This is a genomic window from Streptomyces sp. TLI_053, from assembly GCF_900105395.1.
In the GTDB taxonomy this organism is placed as follows: domain Bacteria; phylum Actinomycetota; class Actinomycetes; order Streptomycetales; family Streptomycetaceae; genus Kitasatospora.
Window position 1 is genome coordinate 1,005,255 of the sequence record NZ_LT629775.1, and the last position, 13,374, is coordinate 1,018,628.

Annotated in this window: 12 protein-coding genes; 11 read left to right on the forward strand and 1 reads right to left on the reverse strand. The window is 74.9% G+C overall.

The features are described from left to right. Positions 1-89: 89 nt before the first annotated feature. The 4 genes from BLU95_RS03705 (at position 90) to BLU95_RS03720 (ending at position 2,724) form a co-directional block, all read left to right on the forward strand. Entirely contained in the window at positions 90-740 is a 651-nt protein-coding gene (locus BLU95_RS03705; RefSeq protein ID WP_093858672.1) for a DedA family protein, read from the forward strand. Beyond that, positions 737-1,354, forward strand: coding sequence for a phosphatase PAP2 family protein (locus BLU95_RS03710; RefSeq protein WP_093858673.1), 618 nt, complete (start codon positions 737-739; stop codon positions 1,352-1,354). The genes BLU95_RS03705 and BLU95_RS03710 overlap by 4 nt, the downstream gene beginning before the upstream one ends. Continuing rightward, positions 1,351-2,013, forward strand: a complete 663-nt coding sequence (locus BLU95_RS03715; protein ID WP_093858674.1) for a phosphatase PAP2 family protein — start codon at positions 1,351-1,353, stop codon at positions 2,011-2,013. The genes BLU95_RS03710 and BLU95_RS03715 overlap by 4 nt, the downstream gene beginning before the upstream one ends. Before the next feature lie 141 nt (positions 2,014-2,154). Next, entirely contained in the window at positions 2,155-2,724 is a 570-nt protein-coding gene (locus BLU95_RS03720; RefSeq protein ID WP_093858675.1) for a hypothetical protein, read from the forward strand. An 85-nt stretch (positions 2,725-2,809) separates the two neighbouring features. Here BLU95_RS03720 and BLU95_RS03725 read toward each other — a convergent pair whose 3' ends face one another. Then, positions 2,810-4,213 carry a cytochrome P450 gene (locus BLU95_RS03725; protein ID WP_093858676.1) on the reverse strand — a complete coding sequence of 468 codons (1,404 nt, stop codon included), beginning with the start codon at positions 4,211-4,213 and terminating at the stop codon, positions 2,810-2,812. 753 nt (positions 4,214-4,966) lie between these two features. Here BLU95_RS03725 and BLU95_RS03730 point away from each other — a divergent pair. The 7 genes from BLU95_RS03730 (at position 4,967) to BLU95_RS03760 (ending at position 13,352) form a co-directional block, all read left to right on the forward strand. Continuing rightward, positions 4,967-5,956: a polyprenyl synthetase family protein gene (locus tag BLU95_RS03730; RefSeq protein ID WP_159424756.1), complete on the forward strand. Its 990-nt coding sequence runs from the start codon at positions 4,967-4,969 to the stop codon at positions 5,954-5,956. A gap of 247 nt (positions 5,957-6,203) precedes the next feature. Then, positions 6,204-6,923, forward strand: a complete 720-nt coding sequence (locus tag BLU95_RS03735) for a methyltransferase domain-containing protein (RefSeq protein ID WP_093858678.1) — start codon at positions 6,204-6,206, stop codon at positions 6,921-6,923. Next, a complete protein-coding gene (locus tag BLU95_RS03740; RefSeq protein WP_197698707.1) occupies positions 6,920-7,861 on the forward strand; it encodes a 1,4-dihydroxy-2-naphthoate polyprenyltransferase in 942 nt (313 codons plus the stop codon). The genes BLU95_RS03735 and BLU95_RS03740 overlap by 4 nt, the downstream gene beginning before the upstream one ends. Further along, a complete protein-coding gene (locus BLU95_RS03745; protein ID WP_093858679.1) occupies positions 7,858-9,495 on the forward strand; it encodes a flavin-containing monooxygenase in 1,638 nt (545 codons plus the stop codon). The genes BLU95_RS03740 and BLU95_RS03745 overlap by 4 nt, the downstream gene beginning before the upstream one ends. After that, positions 9,482-9,937 carry a DUF2834 domain-containing protein gene (locus BLU95_RS03750; RefSeq protein WP_093858680.1) on the forward strand — a complete coding sequence of 152 codons (456 nt, stop codon included), beginning with the start codon at positions 9,482-9,484 and terminating at the stop codon, positions 9,935-9,937. Before BLU95_RS03745 ends, BLU95_RS03750 begins: the two co-directional genes overlap by 14 nt. Continuing rightward, the gene (shc, locus tag BLU95_RS03755) at positions 9,934-11,817 is read left to right on the forward strand and encodes a squalene--hopene cyclase (RefSeq protein ID WP_093858681.1); all 1,884 of its coding nucleotides are present in this window, start codon (positions 9,934-9,936) and stop codon (positions 11,815-11,817) included. Before BLU95_RS03750 ends, shc begins: the two co-directional genes overlap by 4 nt. Next, entirely contained in the window at positions 11,814-13,352 is a 1,539-nt protein-coding gene (locus BLU95_RS03760; protein ID WP_093858682.1) for an FAD-dependent oxidoreductase, read from the forward strand. Before shc ends, BLU95_RS03760 begins: the two co-directional genes overlap by 4 nt. Positions 13,353-13,374 lie beyond the last annotated feature (22 nt).

A 13,374-nucleotide genomic window follows, 5' to 3' on the forward strand; every position in this document is an offset into this window, starting at 1 on the left:
AGCGCCGTTCGGTCATGCTGACCGTGTCAGTGGGCACCGGGCCCCGCCTGCGGGCTCGGCCGGGTCCCCTTCTCGGAAAGGGCGCTTCCATGGTGCTACCCCCGACGGCCGCACTGGCCGTCAATCCGCTGGACGCGGGCTCGCTGCTGGCCGCGTTCGGCGCGCTGGGCATCGCCGTGATCATGTTCGCGGAGACCGGCCTGCTGGTCGGCTTCTTCCTGCCCGGTGACTCACTGCTGTTCACCGCCGGCCTGCTGTGCACCACCGGCGAGCGCAGCGGCCCGCACCTCGACCTCGGCCAGGTGCTGGCGGCCGCGGTGGTCGGCGCCCTCGCCGGCGCGCAGGTCGGCTATCTGCTGGGCCGCCGCGGCGGGCGCGCACTGCTCACGCGCTCCCGCAACAAGCACCTGCACGAGGGCGCGGTGCGGGCCGAGGAGATCCTCACCCGCTACGGCCACCGCAAGGCGGTCGTGCTCGCCCGCTTCGTGCCCGTGGTGCGCACCGTGCTCAACCCGCTGGCCGGCGCGCTCGGCGTGGACGTCCGCACGTTCACCGTGTGGCAGGTCGTGGGCGGCCTGGTGTGGACGGTCGGCCTGGTCATGGCGGGCTACGCGCTGGGATCGTCGATCCCGAACGTCGACCACTACCTGCTGCCGATCGTCGCGGTCGTGGTGGCGGTCTCACTGCTGCCGCTGGTGCTGGAGGTGCTGCGGTCCCGCCGCCGGGGGAGGAACGGGTGAACCGCCCCACGGTCCCGCTCGCCTTCGACGGCCGGCCGGTCGACGACGGCCTGTACCTGCGGATCGACCGATGGGCCGAGCACCTCCCGGCACCGCTCCGGGACCTCGTGGCCCTCTGGTCCACCGTCGGGCTGCTGCTGCTCGCCGTCCTGATGCTGCTCGGCTGGTGGCGGGCGCGCACCGCCGACGGCGCCCTGATGGCCCGCGCGCTGGCCGTGCCTCTGGTGGTCACGCTCGCGTTCGCCGCGGACACCCTGCTCAAGTCGGTGCTGCGCGAACCCCGGCCCTGCCGGGTGCTGGACGCCGGGCCGACCCTGGAGGCCTGCCCCGGTGCCGGCGACTGGTCGCTGCCCAGCAACCACACCGTGATCGTCTTCGCCGGCGCCGCCGCCCTGTGGCAGGTCGACCGCCGGCTCGGCTCGCTCGGACTGCTGCTGGCCGTCGCGATGGGCCTGACCCGGGTGCTGGTCGGTGTCCACTACCCGCACGACGTCCTCCTCGGGGCGCTGGTGGGCGCGGCCGCCGGCCATCTGCTCGGCCTGCTGTCCGGCCGGGCCGCGCCCCTGGTCGACCGGGCCCGTGCGGGCGGACTGCGGAGGTGGCTGACCGCATGACCGTCCGCCCCTCGGCGGCGGCCGCCGCCGTCCTCGCCGTCTGTGTCGCGGCGTTCGCCGCCGTCGCCGCGCTGGTCGGCGCCCACGGCTGGGCGCCGTTCGGGTTCGAGCGCGCCGTGCTGGACTGGGTGGTGGCCCACCGGCCGGACCCGGCCGAGCGCACCGCCGAACTCCTCACCGAGCTGGGCACCGGGGTCTTCTCCTACCTGTTCGCCCTCGCGGCCGGGCTCCTCCTCGCGCGGGCGGCCCTCCCGCACCGGTCCCGGCCGGCCGCCGTCGCCGTGCTGCTCGCCCCGGTGGCCTGGCTGGCGGCCGGGCAGCTGCTGCGCCGGGGTCTGATGCACGGCTTCGGCCGGCCCCGCCCGCCGGCCGCCGACTGGGCCTTCACGGCGCACGACTTCGCCTTCCCGTCCGGGCACGCCTTCACGGGCGCCCTCTCGGCGGGCCTGGTCGCCCTGGCGGTGGCCCTGACCCGCCCGGGCGCGGCCCGTCCCGCCGTGACGGCCGCCACCGTCTTCGCCGTGCTGATCGGCTGCACCCGGGTCTACCTCGGCGTGCACTGGCCGCTGGACGTGCTGGCGGGCTGGCTGCTGGCCGCCGCCTGGCTGGCCCTGGGAGTCCTGCTGTTCCGGAAGCAGCTCCGCGGGCTCCGGGGGTGAGGCGTGCCCGGGCGGGGCGCCCCGGGCGGGCGTGCCCGGTTTCGAGCTCCCTCGAAGGGCTTTGCCCGGACGGTACGGGCACGGTGAGACTCGTCGCGGCAACAAGCCACCTGCAGAAGTGACTTGAGGAGAGTGACCGACATGAGGATCGCGCCTTCCCTCGTTCCCCGCACCGGTGTCGCACTGGGGGCCGTCCTGATGGCGGCCGGACTGCTGGGCGGAACCGCCGCCCAGGCCGCCGACGGTGCCCCCGCGGCCGGCGCACCCGCCGCCGCGGCACCGGCCACCGCCGCCGCACCGGCCTCGGACGCGAACCAGACCGTCGTCCAGGGCGGCAGCGTCCTCAACCGGGGCCAGAACTGGTCCTCCCCCGACGGCAGCACGGTGCTGTACCAGCAGTACGACGGCCACGTGGTGCTGTACAAGAACAACGTCGCCGTCTGGACCGCGGTCGGCACCCACGGCATCGGCACCTACTTCCAGATGCAGTACGACGGCAATCTCGTCGCCTACGACGCCGCCTGGCGCGCGGTCTGGAACAGCCGCACCATGAACTACCCCGGCGCCTACCTCGCCGTCCAGAACGGCGGGAACATCGTCGTCTACTACGGCAGCACGCCGGTCTGGTGGTCCAACTACCGGCCGGGCGGCACCGGCCCGGTCGACCCCGACCCCGAGTGCACGCCCACCACCCACCAGCTCTGCCCGTAACGGCTCCCCCACCACCGGCGACCGCCGGGGCCGCTCCCACCGGACGCGGCCCCGGCGGTCGGCGTTCGCGCGGACGCCCACCCCCTCACCCCCGGGCCGGGACCCGCGCGTACCGCCGGGCCGTGAGGGTGGCGGGCATCGGACCCGGGTTGAGGGTGAGCTGGGGCAGCCGCGGCGCGGTCAGGGTGTGGCGGTGCAGGTCGATCCGCCAGTGGCTGAGCAGCGAGGACAGCATCAGGACGCCCTCGACCAGGGAGAACTCGTCACCGATGCACTTGCGGGCACCGCCGCCGAACACGGTGACGGGTACCTGCGGCCGGCCGCCGTGCGCGTCCCACCGGTCGGGGTCGAAGCGCTCGGGGTCGGGATAGAGGTCGGGCAGGTGGCTGATCAGGTAGGGGCTGTAGGCGATCACCGTGCCGCGCGCGATCGCGTACGGGCCGAGTTCGGTGTCCTCCTCGGTCTGCCGGGTGAGGAACCACCCCGGCGGGTACATCCGCAGCGCCTCGGTGAGCACCTGCCGGGTGTAGGTGAGGCGGGGCAGGTCGTCCCAGCCGGCGGTGCGCCCGCCCAGCACCGCGTCGACCTCGGCGGTGAGCCTGGTCAGGACGGCCGGGTGGGTGGTGGCCAGGAACAACGCCCAGTTCACGGCGCCGGCGGTGGTCTCGGTGCCGGCGGAGTACATGGTCACGGCCTGGTCGACCAGTTCCTCGTCGCTCAGCGCGGGCAGGTCGCTGCCGGGGTCGCGGGAGGCGATGAGCATCGAGAGCAGGTTGTCCTCGGCCGCTCCGCCGTCCGCCGCCGCCCCGTCCCCGTCCGCCGCCGCGGCGACCCGTCGGCGGAGGTCGGCGGTGAGGTCGGCCATGGAGCTGCGCACCCGCCGGGTGGCCCGGTCGTAGCGGACGTTGCCCGGTGTGGGGACGGTGCGCAGCCTCTTGGGCAGGAGGGTGTGCCGGGTGAAGCCGGCCAGCAGGGTGTCGAAGTCGGCGGCCAGGCGGCCGTGCAGGCCCGGGTCCAGGCTGGTCCCGAACACCGCGGAGAGCACCACGTCGGCGGTGATGGTGCGGGACTCGACGGCCAGGTCGAGGGTCTGGCCGTGCCGCCAGCGGCGGAGCGCGAGGTCCAGGCGCTCCGTCATGATGCGTGCGTAGCCGGGGAACCGGGACTGGTGGAACGCCGGTTGCATCAGGCGGCGTTGGCGTCGGTGCTCGGCGGCCGGGCAGGAGGCGAGTCCCTGACCGCCCGCCTCGCGCAGCCGCTCGAACATGGGCCCGCCCTTGTCGAAGACCCGGTCGCGCACCAGTACGGCACGGGTCAGCTCGGGGTCGCAGACGACGACCAGGGGCTTGCCGAGGAAGCGGATCTCCACCAGCGGGCCGTGCGGGGGCAGCCCGCGCAGGAACGCCAGCGGCGCGCGCAGGAACGCCGCCAGGTGGCCGACGACGGGCATGGCGCCGGGGGCCGGCGGGACGACAGCGGTGCCGGTCATGGGACGGACTCCCTTACTGGGCGGGACTGTTGGAGGACACGGCCGAGCGGCTCGCGGCGTCGCGGCGGATGCCGCGCGGCAGCGGCAGCACGGAGCCGGACGTGCGGAGGAGACGGTGCGAGGAGCGCGGTGCGGACGACGCGGTACGGACGACGTAGTACGGACGACGTAGTACGGACGACGCGGTGCGAACGACGCGGTGCGGGGGCGGTGTTCGCGCGAGCGGCGGAGTGCCGGGCGAACGGTCGCACCGACGGGCGGAGGCCGGCACGGGCTCCGGGAGGGCGGCACGCCTGGGCGGCCGCCGGAGCCGACGGCCCTCACTCTAGGCAACGAGTTCCGGAACGTCCATGCCCGGGTTGAAGATCCTTGGCCCCGACGGGACCGACTCGGGGGACTGTCAATGTGATCCACGTCACTCGAAATCCCGCGGAACCACCACGGAGAGTGACCGCCGGGCGGGTGCTACCTGCCCGAACATCCCGCCCGCGGAACGCGCTGCGTGAGAGCGGAGCCGGAATTTCCGCATCCCCGCCCCCCTCCGCCGCGGATTAATCCACGCCCCCTGGTGCGACCGGCGAAAGGCTGCTTAGCCTGTTCGAGACCTCCGGAGCGAGGTCACGGGGGAAGGAATTCACGATGACGACATCGATTCCGGCTGGGCGCGCGTCCGCACCCGGCGAAGAATCCGCACTCGTTCAGGAATGGCTCCGGAAGGACCTCGTACGGGTCCGGGAGGCACTCCAGTCCTTGGTGGCCCAGCCGCATTCCCGGATCGAGGAGCCCATCGCCTACGCGGTGGAGCACTCCGGGCGCCTGCTGCGGCCCACACTCGTCCTGCTGTCCTCGTACCTGCTCGCCGAAGAACCCGGCCGGCGCACGCACCGGCGGGTCATCGAAGGCGCCGCGGTCGTCGAGACCCTGCACATCGCGACCCTCCATCACGACGACGTGATAGACAACGCGCAGGTCAGGCGAGGAAGGCCGAGCGTCAACGCCAAGTACGGCACCGCGACCGCCCTGCTGACCGGGGACTATCTGCTCGCCCGCTGCATGCAGGGCGCCGCGGCACTGGGGCGCCCCCACCTGCTGGCGATGGCCCAGACCCTGGCCGACATGTGCGTCGGCCAGATGCTGGAGTCCAGTCGGCTGCACGACCCGCGGCGGACCGAGCCGGAGTACTACGCCGCCGCGTCCGGGAAAACCGCCCGCCTGTTGCGGACGGCCGCCTCCATGGGAGTTCTGGGCGGAAAGTCCGACAAGGGCGCGCAATCGGCCCTGGAAAGCTTCGGGCACGATCTGGGAATGGCTTTCCAGATCTGGGACGACATTCTCGACATCTGCAGCACGGAAACCGGAAAGGAACCGGCGAAGGACATCCTGAACGGTGTCTACACGCTGCCGGTGATCTATGCCGTCCAGGACTCCCCGGACGTGCTGGTGCCGCTACTGAGCGCGCAGCCGCTGTCCGCCGAGGGGTGCCGGGCCGTGGTCGAGGCCGTCCGCGCCTCGGGGGCGATCACCCGGGCGGCGGAGGTGGCGCAGCGTTACACGGCCAACGCCCTCCTCGCGGTCGAGTCGCACCCGGCCACGGCCGCGCACGCCCCGATCGTCCGGCGCTGCCTGCGGGACCTGGTCGACACCTTCGCGTCCCGCCATCCCGCCCTCCGGGCGCTGCGCGACGCCACCGCCGCCGGGGCCGGGGCGACCGCCGAGACCGAGGGCCGTTCGCCGGCCGCGTGATCCGGCCGCACACCGGAACCGTCGCGGGCCGTCCGCGCACCGGAACCGTCCCGGGCCGTCCGCCCGCCACCTGACCGGCCCGCGCGGCGCAGCCCCTCGCAGGCTGTCCGCCCGCCACCCGACCGGCCCACGTGCCGGAGCCCCTCCCGGGCCGTCCGCCCGCCACCCACCGACCCGCGCGGCGGAGCCGGGGCCGCGCCGTGCGCGCGGCCCCGGCCCGGACCGCTGCCCGTCCAGAAGGAGCGTCGTGCCAGCAGTACGCAGCGACTTCATCACCGACTACGACCCGCTCGCCGACGCGTGGTGGGACCCCAGGGGCCCGCTCGCGCCGCTGGGCTGGATCGCCCGCGCCCGGGCCGGCTTCGTCCCGGCCGTGCCGGCAGCCCGGCACGGTTCGGCCCGACTGCTGGACATCGCCTGCGGGGGCGGGCTGTTCGCCCCGCACCTGGCCGGCCGGGGCTACCGGGTGGTCGGCGTCGACCTGTCGTTCCAGTCCCTCCGGCAGGCCCGCGCCCACGGGTACGACGCCACCGCCCGGGCCGACATGTCCCGGCTCCCGTTCGCGGACGAGTCCTTCGACGTGGTCACGGCCGGGCAGTGCCTGGAACACGTGCCGGACCCGTACTCCGTGGTCGCGGAGGCCTGCCGGGTGCTGCGCCCCGGCGGCACCCTGATCGCGGACACCATCGCCGACACCGGGGCGGCCAGATTCGCGGCCGTCACCCTCGCCGAGAACCTCCCGCTGCCGGGCCGGCCGACCCCCGGCACCCACGACCACCGGCTCTTCGTCAACCGCGAACGGCTGCTCGCCACCGCCCGGGAGCACGGCGTGGAGCTACGGCTCCTCGGTCTGCGCCCGCACCTGCGGGACGGCCTGCGCTACCTGGCCGGGCGCCGCGAGGACGTCCGGATGGTCCGCACCCGGTCCACCGGTGTGCTCTTCCTCGCGGTGGGGAGGAAACGGTGACCGCGCCCTCCTCCGGCTCCGCCGCGCCCGTTCCCACCGCCCCCGCGCCGCCCGGCCGGCCCCGGCCGGCCGGCGGCGCCGTGCGCGCCTGGGTGGTCGGCGCCAGGCTGAAGACCCTCCCGGTCACCCTGGCGCCGATCGCGGTCGGCACCGCCGTCGCCGTCCCGGACGGCCTGCCCGACGGCCGGCGCACCGCGCTGACCCTGGTGTTCGCCCTGGGCTTCGTGCTCGGCACCAACTTCCTGAACGACTACAGCGACGGCATCCGGGGCACCGACGACCACCGGCTCGGCCCGGCCCGGCTGGTCGGCTCCGGCCGGGCCTCGCCCCGGCGGGTCCTGCGGCACGGGCTGACCCTGTACGGCGTCGCCGTCGCGGCCGCTGTCACCATGGCGGTGACGGTCAGCTGGTGGCTGCTCGGCCTCGCCGCCGTGTGCGGGCTCGGCGGCTGGTTCTACACCGGCGGCTCCCGGCCGTACGGCTACCGCTCCCTGGGCGACGTGAGCATCTTCGTCTACCACGGCGTCATCGCGGTCTGCGCCACCGCTTTCGTCCAGCTCGGCCGGCTCCCGCTGCTGGCGCTCCCGGCCGGGGTGCCGATGGGCCTGCTGGCCTGCGCGCTGCTGACGACCAACAACCTGCGCGACATCCCCACCGACACCCGGGCCGGCAAGATCACCGTCGCCGTCCGCCTCGGCGAGCGGAACACCCGGATCTACTACGCGGTGCTGGTCGCCTCGGCCTTCGCCGCCGCGGCGGCGCTGGCGGCGGCCCGGCCCTGGGCGCTGCTGGTGCTCGGCGCGGCCCCGGTCGCGGTCCGACCGCTGCGCCGGGTGCTGGGCGGGGCCCGGGGCCGCGACCTGATCCCCGCGCTGGAGCACACCTGCTGGCTGCTGCTGGCCTTCGGGGCGCTGCTGACGACGGGTCTGGCCCTGTGAGCGCCGCCGAGGCGGCGCGGCACCCCGGGACGCCCGACCACGAGGTGCTGGTGATCGGGGCCGGCTTCTCCGGGATCGGCACCGCCGTCGGGCTGCTGCGGGCCGGCATCGAGGACTTCCTGGTGCTCGACGAGCAGGACGACGTCGGGGGTTCCTGGCACGCCAACCGCTATCCCGGGGTCGCCGTCGACATCAGCGCCTTCTCCTACTCCTTCGCCTTCGAGCCGCACCCGGCCTGGTCACGGGCCTTCCCACCGGGGGAGGAGCTCAAGGCCTACGCCGACCACTGCGTGGACCGGTACGGCCTGCGCTCCCGGCTGCGGCTGAACTCCCGGGTGGTGCGGGCCGGTTACCACGAGTCCGCGCACCTGTGGGAGGTGCTGCTGGCCGACGGCACGGCGCTGACGGCCCGGTTCGTGGTCTGCGCCACCGGGTGGCTCACCCGGCCGAAGACCCCCGAGCTGGCCGGCCTCGACCGCTTCGCCGGCCCGGTGGTGCACACCGCGCGCTGGGACCCCTCGCTGGACCTTCGCGGCCGCCGTGTGGCCGTGATCGGCACCGGCGCATCCGCCGTCCAGCTCGTCCCCGAGATCGCCCCCTCGGTGCAACGGCTCGACGTCTACCAGCGCACACCCACCTGGGTCTTCCCCAAACCCGACCTGCCCGTCCCGGCGGCCGTGCGCGGCGTGTTCGCCCGGGCTCCGTGGACCCAGCGGGCGGTCCGGTTCGCGACCGACACCGCCACCGAGCTCTCCTTCGTCATCGCCATGATCCACTACCGGCGGTTCCCCTTCCTGGTCCACGGCGGGGAGGCGCTCTCCCGGCTCTATCTGCGCCGGCAGGTGCGCGGAGACCGCGAGTTGATGGACGCCCTGGCGCCGACGTACCGGCTCGGCTGCAAGCGGCCCTCCTTCGCCAAGGGCTACTGGCGGGCGTTCACCCGCGACAACGTCCGGCTGGTCACCGACCCGATCGAGCGGATCACCGAGAGCGGGGTGACGACGGCGGACGGCACCGAGCGGGCGGCGGACGTCCTCGTCCTCGCGACCGGCTTCCACGTCCTGGACAACCTGCCGCCGTTCCCGCTGTCCGGCCAGGGCGGCCGGGAACTCGGGGAGTTCTGGGCGAGTGAGCGGTTCCAGACCTACGAGGGCAGCTCGGTGAAGGGCTTTCCGAACCTCTGGTTCATCGTCGGCCCGTACTCGTTCACCGGCGGCTCCTGGTTCGGCATGATCGACTACCAGGTCACCCATCTGCTGCGGGTGATCGGCGAGGCCCGCCGCCGGGGCGCGACCCAGGCCGCGGTGCGGCCCGAACGGCACGACGCCTCGTTCGCGAAGGTGCTGCGCCGGCAGCGCGACACCGTCTTCGCGGACGCCGGCTGCCGCGGGACGAACAGCTACTACTTCGACCGCCACGGCGACGCGCCGGCCGTGCGGCCCGCCTCCACCTACGAGGCGGCGTGGCGGGCCCGCACCTTCGACCTCGACGACTACCGGTACGAGCGGGTCCGCGACGCCTCCGGCACGACGGCACCGGGCACCGCCGAGGAACGCCCGACGGCACCCGTACCCGCACCCGCCGCCACCACCGCCGCCGCGCCCCCGGAAGGAGCACCGCATGCGACCGCCTGAGCACGCCGTCCCGGGCACGCCCGCCGGGCGGGACCGCGCACTGCGCCTGATGTACGCGCTGTGCGGCGGTGCCGGCTTCCTGGTCATGGCGACGATGGCCGTCACCTTCGTCGTGCGCAACGCCGACGCCGGCCCGTGGGGCGTGATGCGGAACTTCCTGCGCGACGCCACCGGGAACCTCGCGTCCGACTTCGTCTACGCCGACCTGGCACTGACCTGGGCCGCGCTCGGGGCCTTCATGGTGGTCGAGGCCCGGCGGTGGCGGATCCGCCACGTCTGGGCCTACATCGTGGGCGCGCCGGCGCTCGCGCTGGTCGTCAGCTTCTCCGTCTTCATGTACGTCCGCCAGTCCCGGATCGCCGCAGCGCGCGGCCCCGCCTCCCCGGGCCCCGCCCCCACGCCCACCCACCCCGCCCCCGCCTCGAAAGGCCCGCAGCGATGACGACCACCGACGCCCCGGGCATCCCCGGCACCGTCGAACACGCCCTGGCCCTGGCCGCGGACGCGCTCCGCCGACGCCAGGACACCGACGGCTTCTGGAAGGGCGACTTCGAGACCAGCCTCATCGGCGAGGCGGGCGAGGTCGTGCTGCGCCACTACCTGCGGCTGCCCGACGACGGCACGACGGCCGCCGACGCCCGGACCGTGCTCGCCGAGCAGAGCCCCACCGGCGGCTGGGCCGCCTACCACCAGGGCCCGGACGAACTCCTGCTGTCGGTCTTCTGCTACGTCGCCCTGCGCCTGGCCGGCCACCACCCCGACGAGCCGCCGATGCGCGCGGCGGCCGCCTCGATCCGCGCCGGCGGCGGCATCGAGGCCGTCGACAACCTCCTCATGCTCGCCTGGCTGGCCGTGATCGGCCTCTGGCCGTGGAGCGACATCCCGCTCGTCCCGCCGGAGATCGTGCTGCTGCCCAGCTGGTTCCCCGGGAACATCTACCAGTTCGGGGCCGCCGCCCGCGGCATCGTGGTCGCCAACAGCCTCTTCATGGCGAGCCGCCCCGTCGTGCCCGCCGGATTCGACCTCCGCGAGCTCTTCCGCCGGCCCGACGCCCGGCGCCTGCCGAGGCCCCTGGCCGTCCGCTGCGCGACCGCCGTCAGCCACTGGTACGCACGCCGGCCGGTCCGCGCCCTGCGGCGCCGGGCGATCGACAAGGCCACCCGCTGGCTCGTCGACACCCAGGAGACGGACGGCAGCTGGGGCGGCAACTGGCCGCAGACCGCGAACGTCCTGATGGGCCTGGACGCGGCCGGCCTGCGCCGCGACCACCCGAGCGTCGTCGCCGCCCTGTCCGCGCTCGACCGGTACGTGGTCGAGCGAGACGGGCAGCGCCGGATCGAGATGTGGACCTCCGTCGTCATGGACACCGCCCTCGCCCTGTCCGCGAGCGCCGCGGCCGGCGGCCCCGGGGCCGGGGCGGCGGACGGACCGGCCGTGCGCTGGCTCCTCGACAACCAGGTCACCGAACTCGGCGACTGGGCGGTGCTGACGAAGGACCCCGTCCCCGGCGGCTGGCCCTACGAGTTCACCAACAACGCCAATCCCGACGCCGACGACACCGCCTTCGCCGTCGTGGCCCTGCGCCGGGTGCGGCCGCGCGGCACCGACCCGGCCGTCGACGAGGCCTGCCGGCGCGCCCACCGCTGGCTGCTGTCCCAGCAGTGCGAGGACGGCGGCTGGGCCGCCTTCGAACCGCTGCGCTGGCGGCTGCCCGGCCGCGACCGGCTTGCCGCGATCGGCTTCCTGGAGGCGCCGTCCGCCGACGTCACCGGTCACGTCCTGGAGGCGCTCGCCGCCGACGGCCACGCGGAGTCCCCCGCGGCCCGCCGCGGCGTCGAATGGCTGCGCCGCCGGCAGCACCCGGACGGCTCCTGGCCCGGCTGGTGGGCCTGCTACCACCTGCACGGCACCAGCGCCGCCGTCACCGGCATGGCCGCCTGCGGGGTGCCGTCCGACGACCCGGCCCTGCGACGGGCCTGCGCCTGGATCCTCGCCCACCAGCGGCCCGACGGCGGCTGGGGCGAGTCCGTCCGCGCGCTGCACGACCCCGAGTGGATCGGACGGGGCGAGAGCACCCCGTCCCAGACGGCCTGGGCCCTGCTGGCGCTCGTCGCCGCCGGACGGGCCGACAGCGCGCAGGTGCGGGCCGGCCTGGACTTCCTGGTCCGCACCCAGCAGGCCGACGGCGACTGGGCCGAGCCCTGGCACACCTGGGTGGTGCACCACGACGGCCTGTACTGGCGCGACAGCCTGCTGCGGCTGATCTATCCGGTCCTCGCCATGGCGGCGCACCGGGCCGCGCTCGAAGGAGGGACGGCATGACCGCGAACGCCGGGAACAGCGACGGCACGACCACGAACGCCGCGAACGGCGACGACACGACCACGACCACGACCACGACCACGAACGCGAACGCGAACGCGAACGCCGCCAACGCCGGGAGCAGCGACGGTGTCACCGTGGTGGGCGGCGGCCTCGCCGGCATGACCGCGGCCTGGACCCTGCGACGGCTCGGCCTCCCCGTGCGGCTGCTCGAAGCCTCGGCCGAACTCGGCGGCATGGCCGGCTCCCGGGAGATCGACGGCCGGACCGAGGACCACGGGGTCCACATCTTCCCCGCCTGGTACCGCAACACACTGCGCCTGGCCGGGGACCTCGGCCTCACCGACAACCTGCGCACCACCCGCAAGTTCCACCAGCTGCTCCCGGGACCGGAGTTCCGCACCGCGGACACCCCGGCCGCCGACCGGCTGCTGTTCCTCTACGGCGTGCTCGACCTGCTCGCCCAGGACTACCGCGCCCGCGACGAGTCCCTGCACGACTTCCTGCGCGGTCGCCGCTACCTCTCCCCCGCGGCGGTCGCCGACATCGAGCACCTCTTCGTCGCCTCCAGCGCCGCCGAGAGCACCGCCGTCTCGGCGGCCGGCTTCCGCGGCAGCATCGCCGCCTTCGTCCGCCACCCCGGCCGGGTCCGGATGCCGCGCGGCGACCTCCAGCACTGGTTCGTCGGGCCCTTCCGGCAACGGCTGGAGGCCGCGGGCGCCGAGGTGCTGACCGGACGCGAGCTCACCGCGGTGACGACCGACGACCACCGGGTGCGCACCCTCACCCTGCGCGACCCGGCCGGCGCCGAGACCGAGGAGGCGGTGACCGGGCAACTGGTCCTCGCGATCCCGCACGGCCGGCTGGCCGCCCTGGGCCCCGCGATCACCGGGGCCCTGCGCCCGGCGCACGGGATCCTGGAGCTGACCTCCCGTCCGCTGGGCGCCCTCCACCTGTACCTGCGCCGCCGCCTGCCGGGGCTGCCCGACGAGCACATCCGCCTGGTCGGCTCGCCGCACGCGATCACGCTGATCGACGTCGGGCAGACCTGGCCCGGGCACCGGAACAGCCTGCTCAACTGCGTCGTCGGCCGGGTGGCCGCACTCCGGCACCTCGCCGACGACGAGGCCGTCAAGATCCTGGTGGAGGAGCTGATGAGCTACCTCCCCGGCCTGGACTGGGAGGACATCGAGCACATCTGCTACCAGCCGCACTCCTCGGCGCCCTTCCACGCGCCCGGGCCCGGCTCGGCCCGCCACCGGCCGCGGGCCTTCACCGCCTTCGCCGACCTCCACCTGGCCGGCGACTTCTGCGCCGCGCCGGCGGGCGTGGCCGGGATGGAGGCGGCGGTCCGCTCGGGCCTGGTGGCGGCCGAGTCGGTCCGCCGCAGGCTGCGGCCCGAGCTGCCGGCGGTGCGCGTCGACCCGATCGGCGACGTCCCGCCGCGGCTCGCCCGGCTGCTGCGGGCGGCACTCGTCCCGGCCGTCGCGGCTGTCCGGAACCGGCCCCGCGGGAACGGGTCCGTCCGGGCGTAGCACCGGTCCCGCCCGGTGGACG

Excerpts from the sequence above, each read along its gene's own strand:
- BLU95_RS03705 (WP_093858672.1), top strand. The coding sequence starts at position 90 with ATGGTGCTACCCCCGACGGCCGCACTGGCCGTCAATCCGCTGGACGCG.
- BLU95_RS03715 (WP_093858674.1), top strand. The coding sequence starts at position 1,351 with ATGACCGTCCGCCCCTCGGCGGCGGCCGCCGCCGTCCTCGCCGTCTGT.
- BLU95_RS03720 (WP_093858675.1), top strand. The coding sequence starts at position 2,155 with ATGAGGATCGCGCCTTCCCTCGTTCCCCGCACCGGTGTCGCACTGGGG.
- BLU95_RS03725 (WP_093858676.1), bottom strand. The coding sequence starts at position 4,213 with ATGACCGGCACCGCTGTCGTCCCGCCGGCCCCCGGCGCCATGCCCGTC.
- BLU95_RS03750 (WP_093858680.1), top strand. The coding sequence starts at position 9,482 with ATGCGACCGCCTGAGCACGCCGTCCCGGGCACGCCCGCCGGGCGGGAC.
- shc (WP_093858681.1), top strand. The coding sequence starts at position 9,934 with ATGACGACCACCGACGCCCCGGGCATCCCCGGCACCGTCGAACACGCC.
- BLU95_RS03760 (WP_093858682.1), top strand. The coding sequence starts at position 11,814 with ATGACCGCGAACGCCGGGAACAGCGACGGCACGACCACGAACGCCGCG.